At 59.7% G+C, this 25,358-nt stretch carries 27 protein-coding genes; 14 read left to right on the top strand and 13 right to left on the bottom strand.

The window, feature by feature from the left end:
- Positions 1-33 precede the first annotated feature (33 nt).
- Positions 34-1,353 (bottom strand): glucoamylase family protein, encoded by a 1,320-nt coding sequence (locus DTW90_RS13385; protein WP_149339122.1) that lies wholly within the window; start codon positions 1,351-1,353, stop codon positions 34-36.
- Positions 1,354-2,397: 1,044 nt separating this feature from the next.
- Here DTW90_RS13385 and DTW90_RS13380 point away from each other — a divergent pair.
- The 3 genes from DTW90_RS13380 to DTW90_RS13370 all read left to right on the top strand — a co-directional run bounded on the left by DTW90_RS13380 (position 2,398) and on the right by DTW90_RS13370 (position 5,436).
- On the top strand, positions 2,398-3,744 hold the full coding sequence (locus tag DTW90_RS13380; protein WP_149338879.1) for a pilus assembly protein TadG-related protein: 1,347 nt from the start codon (positions 2,398-2,400) through the stop codon (positions 3,742-3,744).
- 136 nt (positions 3,745-3,880) lie between these two features.
- Complete coding sequence (locus DTW90_RS13375; RefSeq protein ID WP_149338877.1) at positions 3,881-4,735, top strand: SDR family NAD(P)-dependent oxidoreductase; 855 nt, start codon at positions 3,881-3,883, stop codon at positions 4,733-4,735.
- A gap of 59 nt (positions 4,736-4,794) precedes the next feature.
- Complete coding sequence (locus DTW90_RS13370; RefSeq protein WP_149338875.1) at positions 4,795-5,436, top strand: LysE family translocator; 642 nt, start codon at positions 4,795-4,797, stop codon at positions 5,434-5,436.
- Between the two features lie 7 nt (positions 5,437-5,443).
- Here DTW90_RS13370 and DTW90_RS13365 read toward each other — a convergent pair whose 3' ends face one another.
- The 3 genes from DTW90_RS13365 to DTW90_RS13355 form a co-directional block, all read right to left on the bottom strand.
- Complete coding sequence (locus DTW90_RS13365; protein ID WP_149338873.1) at positions 5,444-5,872, bottom strand: hypothetical protein; 429 nt, start codon at positions 5,870-5,872, stop codon at positions 5,444-5,446.
- Positions 5,873-5,874: 2 nt separating this feature from the next.
- Positions 5,875-7,110, bottom strand: a complete 1,236-nt coding sequence (rlmN, locus tag DTW90_RS13360) for a 23S rRNA (adenine(2503)-C(2))-methyltransferase RlmN (RefSeq protein ID WP_149339120.1) — start codon at positions 7,108-7,110, stop codon at positions 5,875-5,877.
- A 246-nt stretch (positions 7,111-7,356) separates the two neighbouring features.
- Entirely contained in the window at positions 7,357-7,929 is a 573-nt protein-coding gene (locus DTW90_RS13355) for an invasion associated locus B family protein (RefSeq protein WP_132522234.1), read from the bottom strand.
- 349 nt (positions 7,930-8,278) lie between these two features.
- Between DTW90_RS13355 and DTW90_RS13350 the strand changes: the two genes are divergently transcribed.
- Positions 8,279-8,839, top strand: coding sequence for a sigma-70 family RNA polymerase sigma factor (locus tag DTW90_RS13350; protein ID WP_149338871.1), 561 nt, complete (start codon positions 8,279-8,281; stop codon positions 8,837-8,839).
- 16 nt (positions 8,840-8,855) lie between these two features.
- On the opposite strand, the gene DTW90_RS13345 is transcribed toward DTW90_RS13350, so the two are convergent.
- Positions 8,856-9,245, bottom strand: coding sequence for a YkvA family protein (locus tag DTW90_RS13345; RefSeq protein WP_132522230.1), 390 nt, complete (start codon positions 9,243-9,245; stop codon positions 8,856-8,858).
- A gap of 88 nt (positions 9,246-9,333) precedes the next feature.
- Positions 9,334-9,639, bottom strand: a complete 306-nt coding sequence (locus DTW90_RS13340; RefSeq protein ID WP_149338869.1) for a 4a-hydroxytetrahydrobiopterin dehydratase — start codon at positions 9,637-9,639, stop codon at positions 9,334-9,336.
- 35 nt (positions 9,640-9,674) lie between these two features.
- Between DTW90_RS13340 and DTW90_RS13335 the strand changes: the two genes are divergently transcribed.
- On the top strand, positions 9,675-10,154 hold the full coding sequence (locus tag DTW90_RS13335; protein ID WP_149338867.1) for a low molecular weight protein-tyrosine-phosphatase: 480 nt from the start codon (positions 9,675-9,677) through the stop codon (positions 10,152-10,154).
- On the opposite strand, the gene thpR is transcribed toward DTW90_RS13335, so the two are convergent.
- Both thpR and DTW90_RS13325 read right to left on the bottom strand, forming a co-directional pair.
- A complete protein-coding gene (gene thpR / locus DTW90_RS13330) occupies positions 10,088-10,681 on the bottom strand; it encodes an RNA 2',3'-cyclic phosphodiesterase (RefSeq protein WP_132522224.1) in 594 nt (197 codons plus the stop codon). The two genes, DTW90_RS13335 and thpR, sit on opposite strands and share 67 nt — an antisense overlap.
- Positions 10,682-10,748: 67 nt before the next feature.
- Positions 10,749-11,402: an arylesterase gene (locus tag DTW90_RS13325; RefSeq protein ID WP_149338866.1), complete on the bottom strand. Its 654-nt coding sequence runs from the start codon at positions 11,400-11,402 to the stop codon at positions 10,749-10,751.
- 73 nt (positions 11,403-11,475) lie between these two features.
- Between DTW90_RS13325 and DTW90_RS13320 the strand changes: the two genes are divergently transcribed.
- The 4 genes from DTW90_RS13320 (at position 11,476) to DTW90_RS13305 (ending at position 16,325) form a co-directional block, all read left to right on the top strand.
- A complete protein-coding gene (locus DTW90_RS13320; protein ID WP_149338865.1) occupies positions 11,476-12,186 on the top strand; it encodes an ABC transporter ATP-binding protein in 711 nt (236 codons plus the stop codon).
- Entirely contained in the window at positions 12,183-14,723 is a 2,541-nt protein-coding gene (locus DTW90_RS13315; protein ID WP_149338863.1) for an ABC transporter permease, read from the top strand. Before DTW90_RS13320 ends, DTW90_RS13315 begins: the two co-directional genes overlap by 4 nt.
- A 193-nt stretch (positions 14,724-14,916) precedes the next feature.
- On the top strand, positions 14,917-15,657 hold the full coding sequence (locus DTW90_RS13310) for a Bax inhibitor-1/YccA family protein (RefSeq protein ID WP_149338861.1): 741 nt from the start codon (positions 14,917-14,919) through the stop codon (positions 15,655-15,657).
- Positions 15,658-15,767: 110 nt separating this feature from the next.
- Entirely contained in the window at positions 15,768-16,325 is a 558-nt protein-coding gene (locus DTW90_RS13305) for a GNAT family N-acetyltransferase (RefSeq protein ID WP_149338859.1), read from the top strand.
- Between the two features lie 11 nt (positions 16,326-16,336).
- Here DTW90_RS13305 and DTW90_RS13300 read toward each other — a convergent pair whose 3' ends face one another.
- The 3 genes from DTW90_RS13300 to acnA form a co-directional block, all read right to left on the bottom strand.
- On the bottom strand, positions 16,337-16,735 hold the full coding sequence (locus DTW90_RS13300) for a DUF2794 domain-containing protein (protein WP_132522212.1): 399 nt from the start codon (positions 16,733-16,735) through the stop codon (positions 16,337-16,339).
- Between the two features lie 285 nt (positions 16,736-17,020).
- Positions 17,021-17,764, bottom strand: coding sequence for a thioredoxin family protein (locus DTW90_RS13295; protein ID WP_149338857.1), 744 nt, complete (start codon positions 17,762-17,764; stop codon positions 17,021-17,023).
- A 219-nt stretch (positions 17,765-17,983) separates the two neighbouring features.
- The gene (acnA, locus tag DTW90_RS13290) at positions 17,984-20,674 is read right to left on the bottom strand and encodes an aconitate hydratase AcnA (RefSeq protein WP_149338855.1); all 2,691 of its coding nucleotides are present in this window, start codon (positions 20,672-20,674) and stop codon (positions 17,984-17,986) included.
- Between the two features lie 263 nt (positions 20,675-20,937).
- Here acnA and ccmA point away from each other — a divergent pair, with 263 nt between their 5' ends.
- From ccmA to DTW90_RS13265, 5 genes are all read left to right on the top strand, one after another.
- Complete coding sequence (gene ccmA, locus DTW90_RS13285) at positions 20,938-21,585, top strand: heme ABC exporter ATP-binding protein CcmA (RefSeq protein WP_149338853.1); 648 nt, start codon at positions 20,938-20,940, stop codon at positions 21,583-21,585.
- A gap of 217 nt (positions 21,586-21,802) precedes the next feature.
- On the top strand, positions 21,803-22,462 hold the full coding sequence (gene ccmB / locus DTW90_RS13280) for a heme exporter protein CcmB (protein WP_149338851.1): 660 nt from the start codon (positions 21,803-21,805) through the stop codon (positions 22,460-22,462).
- Positions 22,463-22,519: 57 nt separating this feature from the next.
- Entirely contained in the window at positions 22,520-23,281 is a 762-nt protein-coding gene (locus tag DTW90_RS13275; protein ID WP_132522202.1) for a heme ABC transporter permease, read from the top strand.
- Between the two features lie 3 nt (positions 23,282-23,284).
- Complete coding sequence (ccmD, locus tag DTW90_RS13270; RefSeq protein WP_132522200.1) at positions 23,285-23,458, top strand: heme exporter protein CcmD; 174 nt, start codon at positions 23,285-23,287, stop codon at positions 23,456-23,458.
- Positions 23,455-24,063 (top strand): DsbE family thiol:disulfide interchange protein, encoded by a 609-nt coding sequence (locus tag DTW90_RS13265; RefSeq protein ID WP_149338849.1) that lies wholly within the window; start codon positions 23,455-23,457, stop codon positions 24,061-24,063. The genes ccmD and DTW90_RS13265 overlap by 4 nt, the downstream gene beginning before the upstream one ends.
- On the opposite strand, the gene DTW90_RS13260 is transcribed toward DTW90_RS13265, so the two are convergent.
- Both DTW90_RS13260 and DTW90_RS13255 read right to left on the bottom strand, forming a co-directional pair.
- On the bottom strand, positions 24,060-24,647 hold the full coding sequence (locus DTW90_RS13260) for a DUF2585 domain-containing protein (RefSeq protein ID WP_149338847.1): 588 nt from the start codon (positions 24,645-24,647) through the stop codon (positions 24,060-24,062). The genes DTW90_RS13265 and DTW90_RS13260 overlap by 4 nt on opposite strands.
- Positions 24,644-25,291, bottom strand: a complete 648-nt coding sequence (locus tag DTW90_RS13255) for a septation protein A (protein WP_149338845.1) — start codon at positions 25,289-25,291, stop codon at positions 24,644-24,646. The genes DTW90_RS13260 and DTW90_RS13255 overlap by 4 nt, the downstream gene beginning before the upstream one ends.
- Between the last annotated feature and the right edge of the window lie 67 nt (positions 25,292-25,358).

Below are 25,358 nucleotides of genomic sequence, written 5' to 3'. Positions count from 1 at the left end.
GCTTCAAGCTTTGTTTGCGCCGGGCGATCCGGATCACGCGATTGTCGGCTCGTCGTCGAGCCAGCCGCCGGTGAAGCCGGCCTTTTTAAGGCCGGTGCGAAGGATCGGCGATTTGCGCATGAGGTTCCACAGGAGGCCCGTCCGCTCGTTTTCGATCATCATCACGAGCAGGCCTTGGTCGATGGCGACGGAGCGATCGTCGACCCAGCCTTCGGGTCCCTTGCCTGCGATGGTCGGGTTGAAGCCGCCCGGGAAACGGCCGTCCAGCAGCAGGTTCGGATAGGCGTCGAGAATGGCGCGGGTGCCTTCGATTGCGGCCTGCTTGTCGAAAGGCAGGCAGGCGAGCGGCGCCCAGGGCGCAATCGTGCCGTCATCCGGACCCAGCGGGGCGCCACGGGCAGCGTAACCCAGGACCTTCGGCCGGCTGTTGCTGCTGTGGCGACGATGGACGGTCGGGATAGGGCCGTCGCAAGCCGTCAGGCCCCATACATTGCGGCCGTAGCCGACGAAATGCCCGGGGTTGCGATCGGCATAATCGCGCTGAACGTCGATGGCGACCTGCGTATTGCGGAAATAATCCGTACCCTTGTCGGCCATATGCTTGTCGTTAATACCGCGGAAGTCGATCCAGGCATGCGAGAAGAGGTGGATGAAGAGCGGGCCGGCATAGAGATAGGGGTCGTCCTTGGCCATCATCCAGGTGTAGGTCGACGCGAACGCGTCGAAGCTTTCCGCCGGTGCCGGATGTGTCGGCGAGGCGATCGCCAGCAGATAGAGGAAGACGGCCTCGTCATAGCCCTGATAGCGCCAGCGCAGGAAACCGCTGGAGGGCTTCCAGCCCATGCTCATCGTCAGGCCCTTGTTCATCGCCCAGCGCCAGTCGCAGCGCTCATAGAGCAACTTCGTCAGGTCGCGAATTTCCGTTTCGGTTTCGCTCTCGCCGGTGAAATAGGCGGCCGCGCCGAGGGCGCCGATGATGAACAGGCCACTGTCGATCGTCGAAAGCTCGCTGTTCCAGGCGCGATGCCCGGTCTTCATGTCGAGGAAGTGATAGTAGAAACCGCGATAGCCGGTGGCGCGGCGTTCTTCGCCCTGCCGGCTCTCCGCAAAGAAACGCAGCGACGTGGCCACACGCTCGGCTGCCTCTGATCGCTCGATCCAGCCGCGCTCGACGGCGACAGGATAGCTCGACAGCGCAAAGCCGACGGCGGCAATGCTGCAGTGGCTGGTCTTGATCGACGTATCGGCGACGAGACCGTTTTCGGGATTGGTGTGACGGAGAAAATATTCGAACGCCGCCTTCTGCAGGCGGTCGATCAGCACAGTATCCGTTTCCTGAGCGCGTTGAAGCATTGCGAATCCATCCATGCGGCGTCCCCTTGTTTTTGCTTCAACATGCCACTGCGTCAACAGCAAATCGAACACGATTTATGCTGACATGTTTTGATGGATGATTGCTTAATATAGCGGCACGCGCCGAATTCTCAGGCAATTTATACTTTCGCGCACGAAGCCGCTTTCAAATTAATCCGATGATATCCGGCAATATCAACGAGTTAGGTGTCATCTCATGAGCCGGCTCGCGCATTTTGTCTTGCGACGGCGCGATTCAATATCGGCTGGCAAGCTTGTGCTCACCGATCGCGCCTTGGTGAGAAAGTGAGATGGGAAAAGGGACGCCGCAGCTCGTACGCTTAACAAACCGAGCCCGGCGTCTTGCACAGCCCCAGCCGCGCACCATGAACGGTACAGCAGCATTCCGTTACGTCAATTAGCCCGTAGGGCTTACGCCGGATCGCACTTGATCCTGTATTCGGGGCGTTTCTAACGGGAACGGGTTATTGTTTCGATTGTTCCCAAAGTATATCAGTTTTCTGGGTGAGGTTTTTCTGTCGTTATTCTAGGAATTTTGCGATGAACTTGAAAATAAGCTGCCATAACGTAAATATTATTATATTTCTTCTTGTTACATTTCTTGACTATCCGGCCCGTGCTGACTGTATCGACCCGTTCCATCTTCACGTAAGGGGAAGCATAGAAGCGGGATCTTATAAATTGAACACGCATGCCGAAGGATCGGTACTTTGCATCATGACGACGGCTCCTTACTGCAGGGACTGCAAAGTAGGCTCCGCCTACGAATGTCGAGAAGATCGGTGGCGGTTGAATCCCGAAAATGAATGCGGCCTCAAGAAGACATCGCGAATTGCCCGTATGATACAGTAATCTTCCAAATACGGGAATGATTTGCGCCGGAAATAAACTTCAGGCTGCACCCTCCAAGCTTTTTCACGGAAATGTCAGAACTTCCGAAAAACTTCGGCAGATTTTACTACGCAAAATTAATTCCCGTCGGCGATTGTCTGGGAAATTTATATTATAGCCCTTGGAAATAGTATGTTTGTCCTAAAGAGATTGCTAAAAAGCCGCGGTGGCAACTTTGGTGTGATAACGGCTTTGCTTATAGTGCCGATTGCCGTTTGCGCAGGATTGGCGGTCGATTTCACCGACGCTTATGAGGTCAAAACGCAATTGATGGACGCCGCCGATGCAGCTGCCCTTGGTGCGATCTCAGACTCGTCTCCTGCATTGGCGCAGGCACAGCAGATGACGCAGGACGGCGAGATCACGGTCGGCAATCAGGACGGACTTGCTCTGTTCCTTTCCCAGCGCAATTTCGAACTCAAGCAATTGCCCCTGAATGTGTCGGTGAAGGTTACCAAGACAGGTGGCAGCATCGCGTCGTCAGTTACCTTCTCGGCGCAGGTCCCGACGGCGTTCATGCAAATTCTGGGCAACAACTCCGTGCCGGTATCCGGCACGGCAACGGCGGTCTACAAGAGCGAAAGCTATAGCGACTTCTATATGCTGCTCGATAATTCGCCTTCGATGGGGATCGGCGCGACGCAGCAGGATATCAATATATTGAAGGCTGCCACCGCCAATTCCGGCGATGCAGCCGGAAGGAACTGCGCCTTCGCCTGCCACATGGGCAGCATCGACAATAACGGCAAATTCCAGGAGGACGCGAACAGCGACTATCTGATTGCGCGCGCCAACAATGTTACGCTGCGTATCGACGAGGTCACGAACGCGGTAAATACGCTGCTGAGCACGCTCAGTACATCGAGCTCGCCCGGGCAGTTCCGGGTGGCGGCCTATACACTGGGCAGCATGGCCTCGGAGTCTGGTTATTCCGTGCAGAAAGTCGTTGGGCTGACATCGGACCTTGGAGCTGCCAGTTCCGCCGCCGGTCAGATCCAGCTGATGGTCACGCCGCATCACAGCTATAATGACGATGCGCTGACGAGCTTCGATACTGCCATGACCGATGTAGGCAAGGATATGCCGTTGACCGGGGGAACCGGCACTAGCGCCGGCAGCCGACAACAGGTTCTGTTTTTCGTGACCGACGGCGTCAGCGACGCCCTGCAAACGACGGCCTGCGGCGGAGGCTGGGCCGATTCAAACCGTTGCATCGAGCCGATCAACCTTGCGCAATGCAGCGCGCTGAAGGCCCGCAACATCAAGATCGCAATTCTCTATACGACCTATGTGCCGCTGACCGGCGACCATCTCTGGGACACTTATATCAAGCCCTTCGCGCCTCAGATCGGCACGCAGCTCAAGCAATGCGCATCCGACAATCTCTATTTCGAAGTGTCGCCTTCGGGTGATTTGCAAAGTGCGCTGAAGGCGCTCTTCATCAAGGCGGCCAATACCAATCTGCGTCTGTCGAGCTAGCGTAGTCGAGCCGATGCCGGGCTCACTCGGCGCGCGCATCTGCGATGCCTGGAGTCGCCTTCTCTCAATTTGACTTGAGAGTCGATTTTCCCATATTCGACCATGTTCGAGCAACGCCGCAGCAGGAGTGAATTCCGTGGCCGCTATTCAAGATATTTTCAAGACATCCAATGTTGCCGTCATCACCGGGGGCGCCTCCGGCATCGGGCTGGCCGCCGCGAAACATTTTGCCAAGGCAGGCATGAACGTCGTCATCGCCGATCTCGGCGGCGAGAAGCTGGCTGCCGCCCGTGCCGCACTGGAAGAGATTTCCGGCGAGGAACATGTGCTTGCAGTTGAAACCGACGTCAGCAAGAAGGAGGAGCTGGAGGCTCTGGAGCGCACCGTGATCCAGCGTTTCGGCCGCGTCCACGTGCTGATGAACAATGCCGGTATCGGACCGGAGACCTCGATCTTCGGCCCTCAGTCGAGTTGGGACAACATTCTCGGCGTGAACCTTCTGGGCGTGATCAACGGCACCGAGACCTTCGGGCCGCAGATGGTCGCTCACGGCGAGCCCGGCCTGATCATCAATACCGGCTCGAAGCAAGGCATTACCACCCCGCCCGGTAATCCGGCCTACAACGTCTCGAAAGCCGGCGTGAAGGTGTTTACCGAGGCGCTTCAACACGAGCTGCGCAATACTGTCGGCAATGGGATCTCCGCCCACCTGCTGATCCCGGGATTCGTCTTCACCGGTCTGACCAAGGGCGACCGCCGCGAAAAGCCGGCCGCCGCCTGGACCGCGGAACAGACGATCGATTTCATGATCGAGAGCCTGGAACGCGACGACTTCTACATCCTCTGCCCGGACAATGATGTCGCCCGGCCAACCGATGAACGCCGCATGCTCTGGTCCATCGGCGACATCGTCGAAAATCGTCCGCCGCTGTCGCGCTGGCATCCTGACTATGCCGACAAGTTCAAGGCGTTTCTGGAAAAGAAGGACTGATTGGCATTTCCTCGAAAGCCGGATAGAAAGCTTTTTTCCTCCGGCTTTCAGAGTGTGCCATGGATTTTCTTCCCAGCCTTCCGACCCTTCTTGCCTTCAGTGCGGCGAGCCTGCTTCTTGCGATGACGCCGGGGCCGGACATGACACTTTCGATCAGCCGCGCGCTGGCGCAGGGCAAGGGTCCGGCGCTCTATGTCGTCCTCGGCACGAGCGTCGGCATCGTGGTTCATACGATGCTGGTCGCCTTCGGCATATCGGCGCTGATCACCGCCTCGCCATTTGCCTTCACGATCCTGAAGACCGGTGGTGCGGCCTATCTGCTCTGGCTTGCCATCCAGGCGATCCGTTTCGGCTCGAGCCTGTCGGTCAAGCGTGTCGATGACGTAAAGGGCACGCCGCTCGCCAATATCTCGACCGGCTTCTGGGTCAATCTCTTGAACCCGAAGGTCATCATTTTCTTTATGACGTTCCTGCCGCAGTTCGTCTCCGCCGGGGATCCCGCCGTCACGCACAAGCTGCTGTTTCTCGGCTTCTTCTTCATCCTGATCGGGATGCCGGTGAATGCGCTCGTGGTGCTCGCCTCGGATTGGCTTGCATCCTGGCTGCAGAAGAACCGCAACGTCATGCGCGGCCTCGACTACACTTTTGCCGGCGTCTTCTCGGTCTTCGCGGTCAAGATTTTCCTGACGCAGAGCCGCTGACGCTCGCCTAGTCGGATCGATCTGCGCCCGCCAGACGTCCGCCGATCCACCAATAGGCGGTAGCGCTTACGAGGCCGAGCAAGAGCGAGCCACCGATCGTGACGAGCAGGTTTGCGGTCCGTGGCTCAATCAGCGCATCCGAGATAATGAGCGCCGCGACAACCGCGAGGATGGCGCCGAAGGCTCCATAGATCACCCAGCGCCGCTCGGCGCGCCATTCCAGTATGGCGATCATGATCGCCGAGGGAACAAGCGCGACGATGCCTGAAATCCTCGCCATGGCAATCGTGGCGCCGAAGAGATCGGGCAGGACCTCGCGGGCGCTCGCATCCGGCAGTTTCGTGACGATGACAGTAGCTAGCATCACTCCCGAGACCAGGCACGCGCCAACATAGGCAGTGACGATCCGCAGCGGTCTGCGCAAGCGCAGAAGCATGATCAGTCCTCGCCGTGATTGGCGATCATCATGGCCTCGAACGCGAGGCGTTCGGTCTTGCGCATGCGCTCGGATTCCGACTTCAGCTGGCCGCAGGCAGCCAGGATATCGCGGCCGCGCGGCGTGCGGATCGGTGAGGCATAGCCGGCCGCGTTGATGAAATCGGCAAACTTCTCGATCTGCTCCCAGTCGGAACACTGATAATTTGTGCCCGGCCAGGGATTGAACGGAATGAGGTTGATCTTGGCGGGAACGCCCTTCAGCAGCTGGATCAGGCCCTTGGCATCTTCCAGGCTGTCGTTGACGCCCTTCAGCATCACATATTCGAAGGTGATGCGGCGTGCGTTGGAGAGGCCGGGATAGGCGCGGCAGGCGTCCATCAGTTCCTTCAGCGGATATTTCTTGTTGATCGGAACCAGCATGTCGCGCAGATCGTCGCGGACGGCATGCAGCGAGATTGCCAGCATGACGCCGATCTCGTCGCCAGTTCGATAGATTTCCGGGACTACGCCCGAGGTCGAGAGCGTGACACGACGCTTCGACAGCGACAGGCCGTCGCCGTCGGTTGCGATCAGCAGCGCCTGCTTAACGCTGTCAAAATTGTAGAGCGGCTCGCCCATGCCCATCATGACGATGTTGCTAACCTTGCGGCCTTCCGCCGGCATGATGGTCCCCTGCGGTGCCTCGCGATCCGGGAAATCACCCAGCCGGTCGCGCGCCAGCAGCAGCTGCGAGAGGATTTCCTCGGCCGTTAGGTTGCGTACGAGGCGCTGCGTGCCGGTGTGGCAGAAGGAACAGGTGAGCGAACAGCCGACCTGGCTCGAGATGCAGAGCGTGCCGCGGCCTTCTTCGGGGATATAGACGGTCTCGACCTCCACCGGCCGGCCGGCGCCGCGGGGTGGAAAGCGCAGCAGCCACTTGCGGGTGCCGTCATTGGACACCTGTTCCTCGACGATCTCGGGACGGGCAATGGTGAAATGCTGCTTCAGCATTTCGCGCATGTCCTTCGAGACATTGACCATGAAGTCGAAATCGGAGACGCCGCGGACATAGAGCCAGTTCCACAGCTGGCTCACGCGCATCTTGAGCTGCTTTTCCGGAACGCCCTTTTCCTTCAGCGCAGCCGCCATTTCCTCGCGCGTCAGCCCGATCAGCGAGGGCTTGGGGGACAGCTCGATCGCGGAAGGGACGGGACCCGGCTTCGGCTTGGCAATGGTCGTGGCATCGATCGTGGACATCAGCTCATCCAAACGGTTCATGCCTACTTCTCCCGAAGTCCGGACGACGAGCGGGCGAGGCAGGCGCGTAAGCGGAGAATTGGCACGCGGAGAGACGAAGGTTCGCAGGGCTCATCCGCAATCTGCGCGGCCTTTAGCATTAATTTTGCCGCGCGTCATCCCTCTTTGAAAAGCCAAAGGCCGGCGTCGCCGCCGGCCTTTCGATATAATTGCAGTTCGCCACGCAGATCAAATCTGCGTGATGGCTTACTTGCAGCTTTCGATCTGCTTCAGTGCGGCAGAAATGCCTGCGAGCGAATATGTATAGGACGTGCCGGTGCCGCGCTTGGAGGTCGCAGCGATGCCCAGCGAATGACCGGTCTTCATGGCAGCGACCAGTGCCGGCTCCTGCGCGGCGTTCTCGACCCAGGCGGCCTTGTCCTTGGTGAACATGACGAAGGTCTTGTTGTCGATCGTGACGTTGACCTTCGAATTTTCCTTGAGCGGATAGCCCATCATCGCCTGCGGCTCATAGGAGATATTCTGTCCCGGGCGCTGGGTGACGATGAAGAAGTTGTCGCCATGGTCGATGCCGGTTGGCGGCGCCTTGGTCTTTGCGACAGACAGGACGTAGCAGACCTTGCCGCCCGCCGCCTGGTAGGAATACGCACCCCAATCACCGAACTGCTTGATCAGTTCCGGCTTCGGAGCAGCCGGTGCCGCAGCCGCCGCCTGGCCCTTTGCTGCCGTGGGCTTTGTTTTAGCCTGCGACTGGGCGGATGCAATGCCGGCGCTGGCCAGAATGACGGTCAGAGCGATTGCGAAACTTTTAACAAACATGATTTCCTGCCGGTTTCTTGCGATCGAAAACCCGATGCGATCACGAACTACCTCGGGTCTTGCGTGTTCACGAGTTGCTTTATTTTGACTTAATTCCGGTTACCAAACCGTCAACGTGGCGATACTTGCGCTCCCGGTTGCACCATTTCAAGGCAAGAACGGTCATTCGGGAGCGAAAGGTACCTCGGACAAACTGAAGAGCCGGAATGGCAAAGAGGCCACTCGGTCAAAGAAAGTTAAGACATAAAGATTCGGGCAAGAGTTTGACCTATCGCGAATCCGCTGTACCTCAGTAAGGTATAGGAATTAACGGCGGAATTGGCGATGGCGGGAGGCCTCAGGCGCGCAAATGGATGCTGAGGAAAGGCAGCACTTCGCTGCCCTTGCAAAAGCCGTCGCCGAGCGTCGCGACCATTCGGCTTTTTCAGAACTCTACGACTATTTCGCCCCGCGGCTGAAATCATGGCTTGTGCGGCAAAGAATGCCGAGTAGCGAGGCCGAGGAACTGGTGCAGGAGGTCATGATCATCCTCTGGCACAAGGCCGACCTTTATGATCCTGCCCGCTCGTCATTGTCGACCTGGATCTTTCGCATCGCGCGCAATCGCCGGATTGATGCACGGCGGCGCCTCACGACCCGGATTTTCGACGATACCGATCCAACCCTGCAGCCGGAGGCGGAGAAGGGTGCAGACATCATCGTCGAAAGCGAGAATCGCGACGCCTTGGTGCGGGCCGCGCTGGCAGAGTTACCGGCAGACCAGCAGGCGCTGCTTAGGTTTTCATTCTTCCTTGGCCAGTCTCATTCCGAAATTGCAGCGGAGACCGGCTTGCCGCTCGGGACGGTCAAATCCCGGATCAGGCTTGCATTCGGCAGGCTGCGGAAATCCTTGGAATCCGAGAGACAATAGGCGGTCTCACGATCCGTCAGATCGTCTTCATCCCGTCCGGCTCGTCGGCAAGGGCTCTGTCCGCCGCTTCGTAGTGCTGGACCCGGATATGGCCGTTGATAAGGGTGAAGGCGGCGGCAAGCACCGCAACGTCATCCGTAAAGCCGATGACTGCGAAGAAATCGGGGATGATATCGATAGGCATCACGAAATAGGCAAGGGCCGCAAGCAATATGCCGCGGACCCGCATCGGGGTCTGCGGGTCGAGCGCGCAGTAAAAGGCGGCGACGACATCGCGTGAAAACGGGATATAGCGCACGGCTTTACGAAAAGTGGGCCAAAATTTCTTGCGAACGGATTTCTCTCGCCTGCTCTGGGTGTCTTCGTCACCGGGCAGCAATATCTCGCCGAACTTGATGTCTTCCATGCCGGGCGGTTCCTTTCGCCGCTCGGCACGACCGCCGAGCGCATCAACATATGGTGATCGCGATTTCCGATTCAATCGGCCGCTTTGTTCAACCGGTCCTTCTTGCCGCGGCCTTTTCCATTGCCTTGGCAAGACGGATGTCATGGTCCGTTAGCCCCCCGGCATCATGGGTCGTCAATGTCACATCGACGCGGGAATAGACGTTGAACCATTCCGGATGGTGATTGAGCTTTTCGGCCGCCAGCGCGCTTTCCGCCATGAAACCGAAGGCCTCGACGAAATTTCCGAACTTGAAAGTCTTCGATATGGAGATGCCATTCTCGTTCAAATGCCAGTCGGGCAATCCGGCGAGATTTTCATCGATGGCGGCTCTTTCCAGCTTCTCGTATTTCATGCGATGGTCACTCCTCTCAACAGGCAAGACATAGCATGGACCGCTTCAGCATTCTCTTCGTTTGTGCGGGCAATATCTGCCGCTCGCCCCTTGCCGAAGGCATTTTCAGACATCTCGTAGAGAACGCCGGACGAGCCGATCGGTTCGAAATCGATTCGGCTGGAACCGGCGGATGGCACCAGGGAGATGCGCCGGACCGTCGCTCCATCGCGGTCGCAGCCGCAAACGGGATCGATATTTCGCGCCAGCGTGCCCGGCGCATCTCGGCGGAGGATTTCGATCGCTTCGATCTCATCCTCGCAATGGATCACGACAATTTGAAAAACCTTCGGAAGTTCGCGCCGACGGCCGCTTCAGACAAAATCCATCTGTTTGCGAGCTTTACGCTCGGGACGACGGAGGACGTGCCTGATCCCTATTATGGCCGGCGCGAAGATTTCGAGGCGGTTTACACCATGCTCTTTTCAGGCTGCAGCATGCTGCCGGAAAAGGCGGGGGCCGTGTGGACCTCGTGAAGCGGGAAGATCTCTTCCGTTAGGTAGGGACCGCCGCCGACGGACTCACGCGACGACAAAAGCACGAAGCGCGAGACGGTGAACGGCGACGTCTGGAAATTGCCGCGGCCTGAGAGGTAGTGGACCACGTCGTCGACGCGGGACGCCTTGAGGCGGGCAAGCGTTACATGCGGGGTAAATTTCCGCGGATCCGGCGGAAGGCCGATGCGCTGGCAGATGCGCTCGATCTCTCCCTGGAGGGCGAACATATCGGGTGTCGGGGTCACGCCTGCCCAGACCGAATGCGGCTTCTTCGATCCGAAGGAGCCGATGCTGTCCAGCCGTATCTGAAACTCGGGGCGATCGATCCGGTCCAACCGATCAACCACTTCGTCGGCCGTCCTGTTATCGACGTCGCCGATGAAGCGCAGTGTGATGTGGTAATTCTCTACGTCGATCCACCGGGCTCCGGGAAGACCACCGCGCAACAATGACAGGCTCATTGCCGCATTGCGCGGAATTTCGAGGGCGGTAAACAGTCTCGGCATACGAGCTCTCCCCGAATCTTTTGCAGATGCTAACAGCGAATCACGCAATTGACCTCGGCGCAAGCCCCTATTTTAGCTTTGAAGAAATCGTGCCGATGAAATCCTGCGCAGCCGGCTCAAAACGCTGCACCATGATATTCACGCCCTCTGGATTGGGATGCATTCCATCCTGAAGTTGCAGATTCTCCTGAGCTGCCACCCCATCGAGAAAAAATGGATAGAGTTTTACCTGATACTTGTCGGCGAGACGCTTGTAGATCGGGTTGAAGCGGGCGGCATAATCGCCGCCCATGTTCGGCGGCGCCAGCATGCCAGCGAGCAATACGGCAATTCCACGATCTTTAAGCCGGCTAATTATCGCGTCGAGATTTTTCTCCGTATCCTCGGGCGGAATGCCGCGCAGCGCATCATTGGCCCCGAGTTCGAGGATCACGCCGTCGGTTCCATCGGGCACCGACCAATCGACCCGGGAAAGCCCGCCCGAGCTCGTATCGCCGGAAACGCCGGCATCGGTGACGACGACATCCAGCCCCTTTGCCTTCAGCGCCGCTTCGAGTTTTGCCGGAAATCCGTCGCCGGGCGGAAGCTGGTATCCGGCCATCAGGCTGTCGCCAAGGCCCACCAGCTGGATCGTTCTTGCGTTTGCCGGACCGGCCATGAGGCCGAAAATCAGGCCGCCGGCGATGACAGCGAATTGAAGCGCGGCAACTTTAAATCTCATGTTCCATTCCCTAAATTGCCTCAAAGGCTGTCCACGCCAATGACTTTCATGAACTTATATAGGCGGTTTCCCATTGGCAAAAACCATCATCGAATTGAAGAAGGCGGATTTGACGCTGGGAAATGCCGCCGCTTCCGTCCATGTGCTCAAGGGGATCGACCTTGAGATCGAGGAGGGTGAGTCGGTCGGTATCGTGGGCCCTTCCGGCTCCGGCAAGTCGACGCTGCTGATGGTTCTGGCCGGTCTGGAAACGCTCGACAGCGGCGAGATCATCATCAAGGACACGCCGCTTCATCGCCTCAGCGAGGATCGCATCGCCGATTTCCGTGGCCGAAACATCGGCATCGTCTTCCAGTCATTCCATCTCATCGCCAACATGACGGCGCTCGAAAATGTCGCGGTGCCGCTGGAATTGGCCAATGTGAAGGACGCCTTTGCGATTGCCCGCCGCGAGCTTGAGGCTGTCGGCCTCGGCGAGCGCCTCAACCATTATCCAGGCCAGCTATCCGGCGGCGAGCAGCAGCGCGTGGCCATTGCCCGAGCCCTGGCGCCCTCGCCGGCGCTGCTCATCGCCGACGAGCCGACCGGCAACCTCGATACCGATACCGGCCGCCAGATCGCCGATCTTCTTTTCGCCCAGCGGGTCGAGCGCGGCACGACGCTGCTGCTGGTCACCCACGATCCGGCGCTCGCCGCCCGCTGCTCCCGCCAGATCCGCGTCCGTTCCGGCCAGATCGAGGGCGACAGCGCGCATGAGCGGCAAAGCCGGGCGGCCATCGCATGATGGCGGCGCGTCTGTCTCTCGCCTTTCGCCTGGCCCTTCGCGAACTGCGCGGTGGCCTCAGGGGCTTTTATATTTTTCTCGCCTGCATTGCGCTCGGCACGGGTGCGATTGCCGCCGTCAACTCCGTTTCCCGCTCGATCACCGACGCGATCTCGACGCAGGGGCAGTCGCTGCTTGCCGGCGACGTTCGTTTCGAGCTGACCAATCGCCAGGCGACGCCCGAGGAGCTTGCCTATCTGAGCGGTCTCGGCAAGGTGTCCGCCGCGACTGATTTGCGCTCGATGGCGCGCCTGCCAGATGGCTCCGATCAGTCGCTGGTCGAGGTCAAGGCCGTCGACGGTGCCTATCCGCTCTACGGCACTTTCGAAGCCGATCCCGATCAACCGCTGAGCACGCTTCTGGAGCAGAAGGATGGAAGCTATGGCGCTGTCGTTGCGCCGCTGCTTCTCGATCGGCTCAATCTACATGTCGGTAGCGAGCTGTTGCTCGGCAACGCGAAGCTCCGGATTACCGGCACGATCAAGACGGAGCCGGATGCCGTCTCGGAAGGGTTCGGGTTCGCGCCCCGCCTTTTGACGAGCCGTGACGGCCTTATCGCTTCCGGGCTGATTACGACCGGCAGCCTCGTTGCCAATGTCTACAAGATCCGCATGGACAGTCCGACGGTTGGGCTGAAGAACATCGCCGACCGTTCCAACAAGGCTTTCCCGCAAGCCGGCTGGTCCATCCGCACAAGCGACAGGGCCGCACCCTCGCTTGCCGACAACATCACCCGCTTCTCGCAATTTCTGACGCTGGTCGGGCTGACGGCACTGATCGTCGGCGGCGTCGGCGTTGCCAATGCGGTGCGTGCGTTTCTGGATTCCAAGCGCACGACGATTGCGACCTTCAAGTGCCTAGGTGCCCCCGCCTTCGTCGTTGTCATGATCTATCTGATCCAGATCGCGATCCTGGCGCTCATCGGCATTGCGATCGGGCTCGTCATCGGCGCCGTGGCGCCGCTCTTTGCCGCGCAATTCATGGCGCAGTTCCTGCCGATTTCGACGGCGCCGACGCTCTATCCGGGCGCGTTGTTGCTTGCGACCCTCTTCGGTCTCCTGACCACGCTCGGCTTTGCCATCCTGCCGCTTGGCCATGCCCGCGAAGTGCCTGCGACAGCACTTTTCCGCGAGCAGGGCTTCGAGGCGCGACGCCTGCCGTCCTGGCCCTATCTGCTTGCGGCCGCCATCCTGATTGCGGCTCTTGCCGCACTCGCCATCGTCACCGCCTATGATCGCTTCATCGCTGTCGTCTTCGTCGTTGCAATCGTCGTCTCCTTCATCGTGCTGCGCGCGGTGGCCTCGGGTGTCGCGTGGCTGGCGCGGCGCAGCCCGCATGTCAATTCGCCAGCGCTGAGGCTGGCGATCGGGAATATTCATCGGCCGGGGGCGCTGACCGCGTCGGTCGTCCTGTCGCTCGGGCTCGGTCTTGCGCTTCTGGTGACGCTGACGCTGATCGACGGCAATATGCGCCGCGAATTGACCGGCCGCATGACCGAGCAGGCGCCGAACTTCTTCTTCGTCGATATCCAGGGTTCGGAGCTCGATGGTTTTCGCAAACTGGTCGAGGGTCAGGCGCCCGCTGGCAAGCTGATCGAAGTGCCGATGATGCGCGGCCGCATCGTCGCCTTCAACGGACAGGACGTGACCAAGATGAAGGTGCCGGCTGCCGGGCGATGGGTGCTGCGCGGCGACCGTGGCATCACCTATTCGGAAACGCTGCCGGAAAACGCGTCGATGACCGACGGCAAGTGGTGGGACAAGGATTATTCCGGAGAGCCATTGGTCTCCTTCTCGAACGACGAGGGCAAGGCGCTTGGCCTCAAGATAGGCGACAAGGTCACGGTCAACGTGCTCGGGCGCAACGTGACGGCGAAGATCGCCAATTTCCGGAAAATCGACTGGCAATCCCTGTCGATCAATTTCGTCATGGTCTTTTCGCCCAATACGTTCAAGGGCGCACCGCATGCCTGGCTCGCGACACTGACCGATGCTTCAGCGTCTCCCCAGCAGGAGGCGGCTATCCTGAAGACCGTCACCAATGCCTATCCGACGATTACCAGCGTGCGGGTGAAGGATGCGCTCGACGTCATCAACACGCTGGTCGGTCAGCTTGCAACGGCGATCAGGGCTGCAGCCTCGGTGGCGCTGATTGCCTCGGTACTGGTGCTATCAGGCGCGCTTGCGGCCGGAAACCGCGCGAGAACGCATGATGCGGTCGTCCTCAAGACGCTCGGCGCCACGCGCGCCATGCTGATCCGCGCTTTCAGCTACGAATATCTGATTCTCGGGGCGGCAACCGCGATCTTCGCCCTTCTCGCAGGTTCGGTCGCCGCCTGGTATATTGTCAGCCGGATCATGCACCTGCCATCGGCTTTCTTGCCGGATGTTGCGTTCTCGACGCTGGCGATAGCGCTGGTGCTGACTGTTGGCATCGGTCTTATCGGCACCTGGCGGGTGCTGGGCCAGAAGGCAGCACCCGTCCTGCGGGAGCTCTGAGGTCTCCTCCGTTAACCGAAGCCGGTGAAATCACTCCATATTACGCCGATTTAACCCAATCGGGGATCGCAAGGCTCTTGTTTGCAACGGACGAAAGCCTCATATTCTTGTCAGGCATGCTGGAGCTCCGCAGCGGCGCCCGGGACGAACGCGCCCGACACCGTAATCACATCGGAGCTTAAAAGAGGAAAACATGGCTGACTTTCGCAATTACCAAAACCGGACGGGTGCAGGCGCACAGTCCGGTGCGATGATAGATGAGGGCCTTCGCGCGTATATGCTGAAGGTTTACAACCTGATGGCGCTGGGTCTGGCGATCACGGGTGTGGCTGCCTATCTCGGTTTCAATCTCGCCGTCCAGGACGGTCATCTGACGCAGTTCGGCGTAGCTCTGTTCCAGACGCCTCTGCGCTGGGTCGTTATCTTCGCTCCGGTCGCGGCTGTCTTCTTCCTGAGCTTCCGCATCAACCGAATGAGCGTGGGTGCTGCGCAGCTGACCTTCTGGATCTATGCCGCGCTGGTGGGTCTGTCGCTGTCTTCGCTGTTCCTGGTGTACACGCAGACCAGCATCGTGCAGACCTTCTTCGTGACGGCAGCCGCTTTTGGTGCCCTGTCGCTCTATGGCTACACCACGCGTCGTGACCTTTCGGGCTTCGGCTCGTTCCTGATCATGGGCGTTTTCGGCCTGATCATCGCGTCAGTGGTCAACATCTTCCTGCAGTCCTCTGCCCTGCAGTTTGCGATCTCCGTCATCGGCGTCCTCGCCTTTGCCGGCCTGACCGCCTACGACACGCAGCGGATCAAGGAAATGTACTACGCTGCCGACGATGCCGTGATGGCTGGCCGCAAGGCAATCATGGGCGCCCTGACGCTCTACCTCGACTTCATCAACCTGTTCATGTTCCTCCTGCAGTTCATGGGCGACCGCAAGTAACAGGAATGACAGGATATCTTTGGGAAAGGCGGCTTCGGCCGCCTTTTTTATTGTCTTCCGCGTCGGCTGATGTTTGATATCGCGATCTCCTTTCAGCTTGGCGGTCATCCATGTCCATCCGTCTTCGCGACGCCACACCGGCGGATATGCCGCTCATTACCGAAATTTATCGCGATTCCGTGCTGAACGGCACGGCGAGCTACGAGATCGTCCCGCCTGACGAGGCCGAGATGGCCAGCCGTTTCCTCGGTATCGCGGAAAAGGGCTATCCCTATATCGTGGCCGAAGACGAGAATGGTGTCTTTCTCGGGTATGCCTATGCTTCCGCCTTCCGCACCCGGCCAGCCTACCGCTGGATGGTCGAGGATTCGATTTACCTGGCGCCTGACGCGCGCGGGCGTGGCGTCGGCAAACTGCTCCTGGATGAACTGCTGCGGCGATGCGAGAGCCTTGGCTTCCGCCAGATGATCGCCGTCATCGGCGGCGCGCATCCGGCCTCGATCGCCTTGCATCGGGCAACTGGATTTTCAGAAACGGGATTGCTGAAAGGCACCGGCTACAAGCATGGCCGCTGGCTGGACACGATGCTGATGCAAAAGGTGTTGGGGGAGGGAGCCGAAACCGCCCCGGATCTAGCCGTCTATCCTGGCACGCTTTTCAGGGGATAGGCCCGGGACGCTTATTTCTCAACGAGCTTCAGCGTCTTGTCGAAGACCTTCAGGACCTGGCTGATCTCGTGGCCACGCTTCAGGATCATGCCATTCACGTTGATCACAGAGAACGCGCCCTGCTTGGCGGCGAGCTTGGGGTTTTTCTCGATCCGGAAGAGCGGCATTTCGCCCGAGCGCTTGAACACAGAAAAGACCGCCTTGTCCTTCAGGTGGTCGATGGCGTAGTCCCGCCATTCGCCTTCGCCGACCATGCGTCCGTAAATCCACAGAATCGCATCAAGCTCCCTGCGGTGGAAGGTGACCGGCAGCGGATCCTTGCTTTGCTTGTATTCCCTGAGATCAACGACACTAGGGGTGTTTTCGGCAGAACGGCTTTCGCCGTGCCGCAAATCCGGCTGATCAGTCATTAAACTCCCAAGGCCTCCGCTCATGACAGCAGGGTGACAGTTTGCCTTAGCCACGCCAAATTGCAAGACCAGCCGCTATTCCGATTTGCCCGAGGACATATGCATTCTCTGCAGTGCCGTATTTCAGTCAAAACAGCGCCTCATTTAAAGGCGACCAATATAGAAGTGAAGTTTGGCGTCAGCACGCCAAAGGGCCCGGCGAAGTGCATCGACCTAACCCCAGCCCCGAATGCGCCTAGCCGGGCCGCCTTCTTGAAACGTCCCGCAAGCAAATAGGTTCGATATTCACTCGCCGCTGCCGACAGTCATGACTGCCGCTCCGACGATTGCCGCGGGATCACCGGCAGGCGTGGCCGATTGCAGCAGGACCGCCAGGCCCTTGCGCCCCGCCTTGTCCATCACGCTCGATGGCAGAACGACGCTCATCGGCTTGCCGTCCCACATGCCGACTGTCTCGACGTCGGAGACGCTGTGCATGTAGGCGATCTTGTGGCCGGTGTTCTCGCCCTTGTCGACCGAGACGACCTGTTCCCTGTCGAAATAGGCGACGACCACATTGGCCTTGCCATTGCCCGCGCCGATCTTGATTTCCAGCTCATCGCCGTTCAGGGCGGCGCTAACAGGCACGGTCAGGCCCTTGCCGTTGTGGTCGAACTGGTCAAGCTTCACGTTGATGGCGTTGAGATCGGCGCCGTTCAGATGGTCGCGCCCGTTGACGATCGCCTGCGGCGTATAGACGTTGCTGCGGCCGAGCGTACGCGCATAGGCGTATTGCCGCGCGGTATTGTCCTTGGAGCTCATCGTGTCGTCCCAGCCCATGTAGTTCCAGTAGTCCACATGGTAGGCGAGTGCCACGACATCGCCCTGGGCAATCAGTTTCTGCAGTGCTGCGTCGGCAGGCGGGCAGGAAGAGCAGCCCTGGGATGTGAAGAGTTCGACCACACCCTTGAGCTTTTTCAGCTCTTGCGCATGCGCCGACACCGCAAGGGCGACACCTGCCAGAAGTGGAATGACGAACCGGAGTGACATGCGACAATACCTCTTACCCAGGTCTTGATAGCCATATTCCCTGGCGCCTATCAAGCCTGACAAATCTGAAACAAGAGATAATGGTTCGCGGCGGTCCCTGGAAGTCACGAAGGGGTGAGACCCCTGTCGGTGCCGATCACCCGCATACACTTCAGCGTGAAAAACAAGACGCCGCCGGGAAGCTTTCCCGGCGGCGTCCAAAACGATCAGTCTGTCAGATCAGGCGGCGAGGTCGCGCAGAACCGTCTGCAGGATGCCGCCGTTGTTGAGGTAGGTCACTTCGTCGAGCGTATCGACGCGCGACAGAAGCGGAACTTCCTTCACCGTGCCGTCGCCGTAGGTGATCTTGGCGATCTTCTTCTCGCGCGGCTTGATGTTTTCCAGGCCCTCGATGGTGACGAGTTCGTCGCCCTTGAGGTTCAAGCTTGCCCAGGTCGTACCATCTTCGAAGACGAAGGGGATGACGCCCATGCCGACCAGGTTCGAGCGATGGATGCGCTCGAAGGACTGGGCGACGACGGCCTTGACGCCGAGGAGGTTGGTGCCCTTGGCAGCCCAGTCGCGCGAGGAGCCGTTACCGTATTCAACACCGGCGAAGATGACGAGCGGAACGCCCTCGGCCTTGTACTGCATGGCCGCGTCGTAGATCGATTCCTCTTCCTTCGACGGATAGTGGATGGTGAAGCCACCTTCCTTGCCGTTCGGGCCGAGCATGTGGTTGCGAAGGCGGATGTTGGCAAAGGTGCCGCGCATCATGACTTCGTGGTTACCACGGCGCGTACCGTACTGGTTGAAGTCGGCAACGCCGACGCCATGGCCAGTGAGGTAAGCGCCTGCCGGGGAAGCAGCCTTGATCGAACCGGCCGGGGAAATGTGGTCGGTGGTGATCTTGTCGCCGAAGAGACCGAGAACGCGGGCGTTCTTGATGTCCGACGTGCCAGATCCCGTCTTGCCCATGCCGACGAAGTAGGGCGGGTTTTGGACGTAGGTCGAGTTGTCATCCCAGGTATAGGTCTGGCCCGGAGGAACCTGAACGGCCTGCCAGTTGGCGTCGCCCTTGAAGACGTCGGCGTACTTGGATTCGTAGAGTTCGCGGGTGACGTATTTCTGGATGAATTCCTGCACTTCGTGCGAGGTCGGCCAGATGTCCTTGAGGAAGACCGGCTTGCCATCCTTGTCTTCGCCGATCGGCTCTGACGTCAGGTCCTTCTGGACCGTGCCGGCAAGGGCGTAGGCGACGACGAGCGGCGGCGAGGCGAGGTAGTTCGCCTGGACGTCCGGCGAGATACGGCCTTCGAAGTTACGGTTGCCGGACAGAACGCCCGATACGATCAGGCCCTTGTCGTTGATCGTCTTCGAGATCGGCGCCGGCAGCGGGCCGGAGTTGCCGATGCAGGTCGTGCAGCCGAAGCCGACGAGGTTGAAGCCGAGCGCGTCGAGGTCCTTCTGCAGGCCCGACTTGGCGAGATATTCGCCGACGACCTGGGATCCCGGTGCAAGCGAGGTCTTGACCCACGGCTTGGTCTTCAGGCCCTTGGCAACGGCGTTGCGGGCGAGGAGGCCGGCTGCAATCAGCACCGACGGGTTGGACGTGTTGGTGCACGACGTGATGGCGGCAATGGCGACATCGCCGTGGCCGAGATCGAAGTCGGTGCCTTCAACCGCATAGCGGTTTGAAAGCTGGCCGGGCTTCTTGTATTCGGTGTCAAGCGAGCCGGCGAAGCCAGATGCGATGTTTTCCAGCGCGATGCGGCCTTCCGGGCGCTTCGGGCCGGCCATCGACGGCACGACGTCGCCGAGATCGAGTTCCAGCGTATCGGTGAAGACGATATCGGAGCCGTCACCCTCGCGCCACATGCCCTGAGCCTTCGAATAGGCTTCGACCAGTGCGATGCGGTCCTTGGTACGGCCAGAGGTGTTCAGGTAGTTCAGCGTTTCGCTGTCGACCGGGAAGAAGCCGCAGGTCGCGCCGTATTCCGGGCCCATGTTGCCGATGGTCGCACGGTCTGCGAGCGGCATGTTGTCGAGGCCGGGGCCGAAGAATTCGACGAACTTCGAAACGACGCCCTTCTTGCGCAGCATCTGCACAACGGTCAGTACGAGGTCGGTCGCGGTTACGCCTTCCTTCAGCTTGCCGGTCAGCTTGAAGCCGATGACTTCAGGCAGGAGCATGGAAACCGGCTGGCCGAGCATGGCGGCTTCGGCTTCGATACCGCCCACACCCCAGCCGAGAACGCCGAGACCGTTGATCATCGTCGTGTGGCTGTCCGTGCCGACGCAGGTGTCGGGATAAGCGATCGTTTCGCCATCCTCTTCCTTCGTCCAGACGGTCTGGCCGAGATATTCGAGGTTGACCTGGTGACAGATGCCGGTGCCGGGAGGAACAACGCGGAAGTTCTGGAAGGCCTGCTGGCCCCACTTCAGGAAGCGGTAACGCTCGCCGTTGCGCTGATATTCCAGCTCGACGTTCTTGGCGAAAGCCGTCGGCGTGCCGAATTCGTCGACGATGACGGAGTGGTCGATGACGAGGTCGACGGGAACAAGCGGGTTGATCTTCTCAGGGTCGCCACCGAGGGAGACCATGGCGTCGCGCATGGCGGCGAGGTCAACGACAGCAGGAACGCCGGTGAAGTCCTGCATCAGGACGCGGGCCGGGCGATAGGCGATTTCGTTTTCGACGGTGCCCTTGTTCACGAGCCACTCAGCGATGCCCTGGATATGTTCCTTGGTCACCGACTGGCCGTCTTCGAAGCGCAGCAGGTTTTCCAGCAGCACCTTCATCGAGTAGGGGAGCTTGGAAACGCCGGCAAGGCCGTTTGCCTCAGCCTTGGGCAGGCTGTAATAGACATAGTCCTTACCATTCACACTGAGCGTGGAACGACAATTGAAACTGTCAAGAGATTTAGACACGAGATACCCCGTTTCTGATAGCCAACACAGTCGTGCGAACGCCTATGCACTTGATGCACATCAGGATGCGGGTACGGCCATTTCCGCTGTCCGCACGTAAGGCAGAAAACCTTATGTTCGGCGCAAGGATGATATTCACGCCGACCGCTGGCGTGGTTGCAGGTCTTATAGATAATTTCTAAACGGGTGGCCAGAGCAACAAAGCTCAAAATTGGACATTTTTTTATGCCTGCGACAATGGGGAATGGGAGTGTCGGCAATAGATGTATTTGGGCGCTGAAAACCTTGCCGCGCGACGCGGCGAAGATCTGATTTTCGTTAACATTTCCTTTAACTTGGCAGGTGGCGACGCCCTTATTTTGACCGGGCGAAACGGGTCTGGAAAATCGACGCTTCTAAGGGTTGTGGCGGGTCTCCTGAGACCGGAAAAAGGGCATGTCATATTCACCGATTCGCGCGGCAAAACCGAGCGTCCGGCATGTGAAGCAAGCCACTATCTCGGGCATCGCAACGCAATGAAGAATGAACTCACGGTTGTAGAAAACCTTTCTTTCTGGCGCGATTTTCTCAGCGACGCGGATGGCGGCGCCGGCGTTTCGATCGAGGAGGCGGCCGAAGCCGTCGGTCTGGCCGGCATCACGCATCTGCCCTTCGGCTATCTCTCCGCCGGCCAGCAGCGGCGGCTGGCCTTCGCGAAGCTCCTTGTCGCCTACCGGCCGATCTGGATTCTGGACGAGCCGACCGCAGCACTTGATTCGGCGGCCGACCAGCTCTTTGCGAAGCTGATCGGCGATCATCAGAAGAGCGGCGGGATCGTGCTTGCGGCGACGCACCAGCCGCTCGGTCTGGAGCGGGCGCAGGAATTGCGGATGACGGGATTTGCCGGAGTGGATCAGGGGGTGTGGGGGTGATGGTGGTGTTGTCGATCTACAAAGAAACCCCTTTCCAACCCCTTCCCACAAGAAGGAGGGGCTCCTCTCGGCGTCTCGTTTCCCCCTCAATCGAGAATGAGGTGGCAAGCGGCCGGGTTAGCCCCTCCCCCTCGTGGGGAGGGGTTGGGGAGGGGACTTATTCCACTCGCAAAGTTGGAGAGGGGCTTTATCCCTCCGAATCGGAAGAGCTCATCGCATGACCGCCCTCTTCCTCCGAGACCTCAAGCTCTCGGTACGCGCCGGCGGCGGCGCGCTGATCGGCATCCTCTTCTTCCTGACGGTGGTCGCCATCATTCCCTTCGGTGTCGGCCCGGACCTGAAGCTGCTGTCGCGCATCGGGCCGGCCATCGTCTGGATCGGCGCTCTCCTTTCAGCGCTTCTCGGCCTCGATCGCCTTTTTCAAGCGGAGCGGGACGACGGATCGCTCGACCTTCTCGTCATGCAGGAAACGCCGCTCGTCGTGACGGTGCTCGTCAAATGCGCCGCTCATTGGGTCGCGACGGGCCTGCCGCTGATGATCGCCTCACCACTGCTCGGGCTTTTCATGAACATGAACGAGACGGCGATCGGAACGACCGCGTTGACACTCCTTGTCGGCTCTCCGGCAATCACCTTCATCGGCGCGGTTGGGGCCGCCGTTGCCGTTGCCCTGCCGCGCGGCGGGTTGCTCGTCTCCATTCTCGTTCTGCCCTTGACGATCCCGGTGCTCATTTTTGGCGTCAGCGCCACCTATGCCGCCGTCGAGGGACCGCAGCCCTTCCTGCCGCCATTCCTGATCCTGATCGCGCTCACGCTGTTCTTCGCCGTCCTCGGCCCGGCAGCAGCGGCACTCGCGCTGCGCAACACAACGGATTGATCATATGACCGGCAAGGGCGAATTGCGGCTGTTGCAATATCGGGTTAAACAAGCGGCATGAGCGATATCAGTCCGGCGATCACCCGATTTTCAGACCTTGCCAATCCGACACGGTTTCTGGCCTTCGCGGCGCGTCTGATCCCTTGGCTTGCCGGCATCACGGCCATTCTCTTTGCCGTCGGGCTTTATCTGAGCTTCTCGACCGAAGGCGACTACCAGCAGGGCGAGACCGTGCGCATCATGTATATCCATGTGCCAGCGGCCTGGCTGTCGATGATGTGCTATACGATCATGAGCATATCGGCGATCGGCACGCTGGTCTGGCGTCACCCGCTAGCCGATGTCGCCGCCAAGTCCGCGGCACCGCTGGGTGCAGCCTTTACCCTTCTTGCGCTCGTCACCGGCTCCCTCTGGGGCAAGCCGATGTGGGGCACCTATTGGGTCTGGGATGCGCGGCTGACCTCCGTCTTCATTCTCTTCCTGATGTATCTCGGCCTGATCGCGCTTGGCCGCGCCATGGACGATCCATCCAAGGCGGCGAGGGTAACGGCGGTGCTGATCCTCGTCGGCTTCGTCAATATTCCGATCATCAAGTTCTCGGTCGACTGGTGGAACACGCTGCATCAGCAGGAAAGCATCCTGCGTCTCGATGGCCCGACCATCGATCCCGAATTCCTTTGGCCGCTCTTCACCATGGCGCTCGCTTTCACGCTACTGTTCTTCACGCTGCATCTGATGGCGATCCGCAATGAAATCTGGCGGCGCCGCATCGCCGCCCAGCGCCGTCTCGCCGCCCGCATGGCAAGCCGGGAGGAATAGGCGATGTCGCATGCCTTCTACGTCTATACGTCCTACGGTTTCGCCGGCCTGCTGACATCAGGCGTCATCGCCTGGACGTGGATCGACGGCCGGCTGCGGCAGAAGGAGCTGGCGGCGCTCGAGGCATCGGGCATCCGCCGGCGTTCACAGCGCAAGCCGGAAGGCGAGGCGAAATGAGCACCGATACCTCGCCGAAGGGGCAGCCCAAGTCACGCGGATACGGCCGCTATGTGCTGGCGCTGCTGCCGCTTATCGTTTTTGCCGGTATAGCCGCGACCGCCGCGAAAATGCTCTACGAGCAGGATCACGGCAAGGACATCTCGGCAATACCCTCTGCGCTGATCGGCACCAAGGCGCCTTCGCTCACGCTGGCGCCTCTCGATGGCGCCAATCTTCCGGCGCTGACCGATGCCGCCGTCAAGGGCAAGCTGACACTGGTGAACGTCTTTGCCTCCTGGTGCCTTCCCTGCCGGGAGGAGCATCCTGTGCTCAGGGAGCTCGCCAAAGATGATAGGCTGAACATTGTCGCCATCAACTACAAGGATCAGCCGGAAAACGCCCTGCGCTTCCTTGGCGAGCTCGGCAATCCCTATAAGGCAATCGGCGTCGATCCCAAGGGTTCTGCCGCCATAGACTGGGGCGTCTACGGCATCCCGGAATCCTATCTCGTGAGCCCCGACGGCACGATCCTCTATAAGCGCGTTGGTCCTTTCGATGCGGCAAGTATCAAGGGCGAGCTCGATCCGGCGATCGAGAAGGCTTTGGGGAAGGCGGGGTCCTAAAGCGCACCCTGCCACTGCTTGATCGCGTCCACCGGCCAGATCAGCATCAGCACATTCAGCGTCAGATTGTCCCGGATCATCCAGCCGGTGAAGATCTCGAAGAAGATGGCGATAACGATCGTCAGCGCCACGGGCGCTCGCCAGGCGAAGAGGAAGCCGACCACCATGAAGACGGCGTCCATCGCCGAATTCAGGATGCTGTCGCCGACATAGTCGAGCGAGATGGTCGCCGCGCGGTAGCGATTGATGATGATGGGCGAATTTTCCAGAAGCTCCCAGCCGGACTCGATCAACATGGCCACGAACAGCCGCATGGAAAGCGGCTTTCGGCGCATGATCAGATGGGTGAGTCCGAAGAACAGGAAGCCGTGGATGATATGCGAAGGGGTGTACCAGTCGGCGATATGCTGCGAATTGCCGCTGGAATTGACCGCGCCTTCCCAGAGCTTGACGTAGCCGCATGTGCAGATCGGCACGCGTCCCATCATATATTCGCCCACGATCTGCACGATCAGAACGGCGGCGCAGGCGATCAGCCAGAAGCTCTGGCTGCCATTGTCCTTAGCGGCTTCGCCCGCTGTCAATTTTCGCCTTCCGCCTTCGGCGTCACGGTATGCTTCATGATCAGCGGCATCTGCGACAGCGTGAAGAGGATGGTGATGGGCATGGTGCCCCAGACCTTGAAGGCGACCCAGAAGTCGTCGGAAAAATTGCGCCAGACCACTTCGTTGAGGACAGCGAGGAAGAGGAAGAAGACGCCCCAGCGGACGGTCAGCTTGCGCCAGCCCTCTTCGTCAAGCTGAAAGGCGGCGTTGAAGACATAGCCGAGCAGCGACTTGCCGAACAGCAATCCGCCGAGCAGGGCAACGCCGAACATGGTGTTGATGATGGTCGGCTTCATCTTGATGAAGGTCTCGTCCTGCAGCCAGATCGACAGCGAGCCGAAGATGACGACGACGATGCCCGAGATGAAGGGCATGACCGGCAGGTGGCCGAGAATGATTTTGGAGGCGACGAGAGAGGCGACGGTCGCCGCCATGAACAGCGCGGTTGCGACAAAGAGCGGGCCGCCGAGCGTTGCAAGGGCTGGAAAATGCGCTACCAGCCAGGCGCCGCGCAGATTACCGAAGAAGAAGACCAGGAGCGGCCCGAGTTCGAGCGCCATCTTCAGCATCGGATGATGCCGGTCCGCAGCACTCGGGGTGATATCGCTTTCGCTCGTCGTCATCTTTCGTCCTGACCTTCGAGAACTCTTGTACATGTCGCCCATGATGGGCTTCGATGGCTTATATAAG

This window comes from Neorhizobium sp. P12A, assembly GCF_008365395.1.
In the GTDB taxonomy this organism is placed as follows: domain Bacteria; phylum Pseudomonadota; class Alphaproteobacteria; order Rhizobiales; family Rhizobiaceae; genus Rhizobium.
This window is presented reverse-complemented; position numbering and strand designations above follow the sequence as displayed.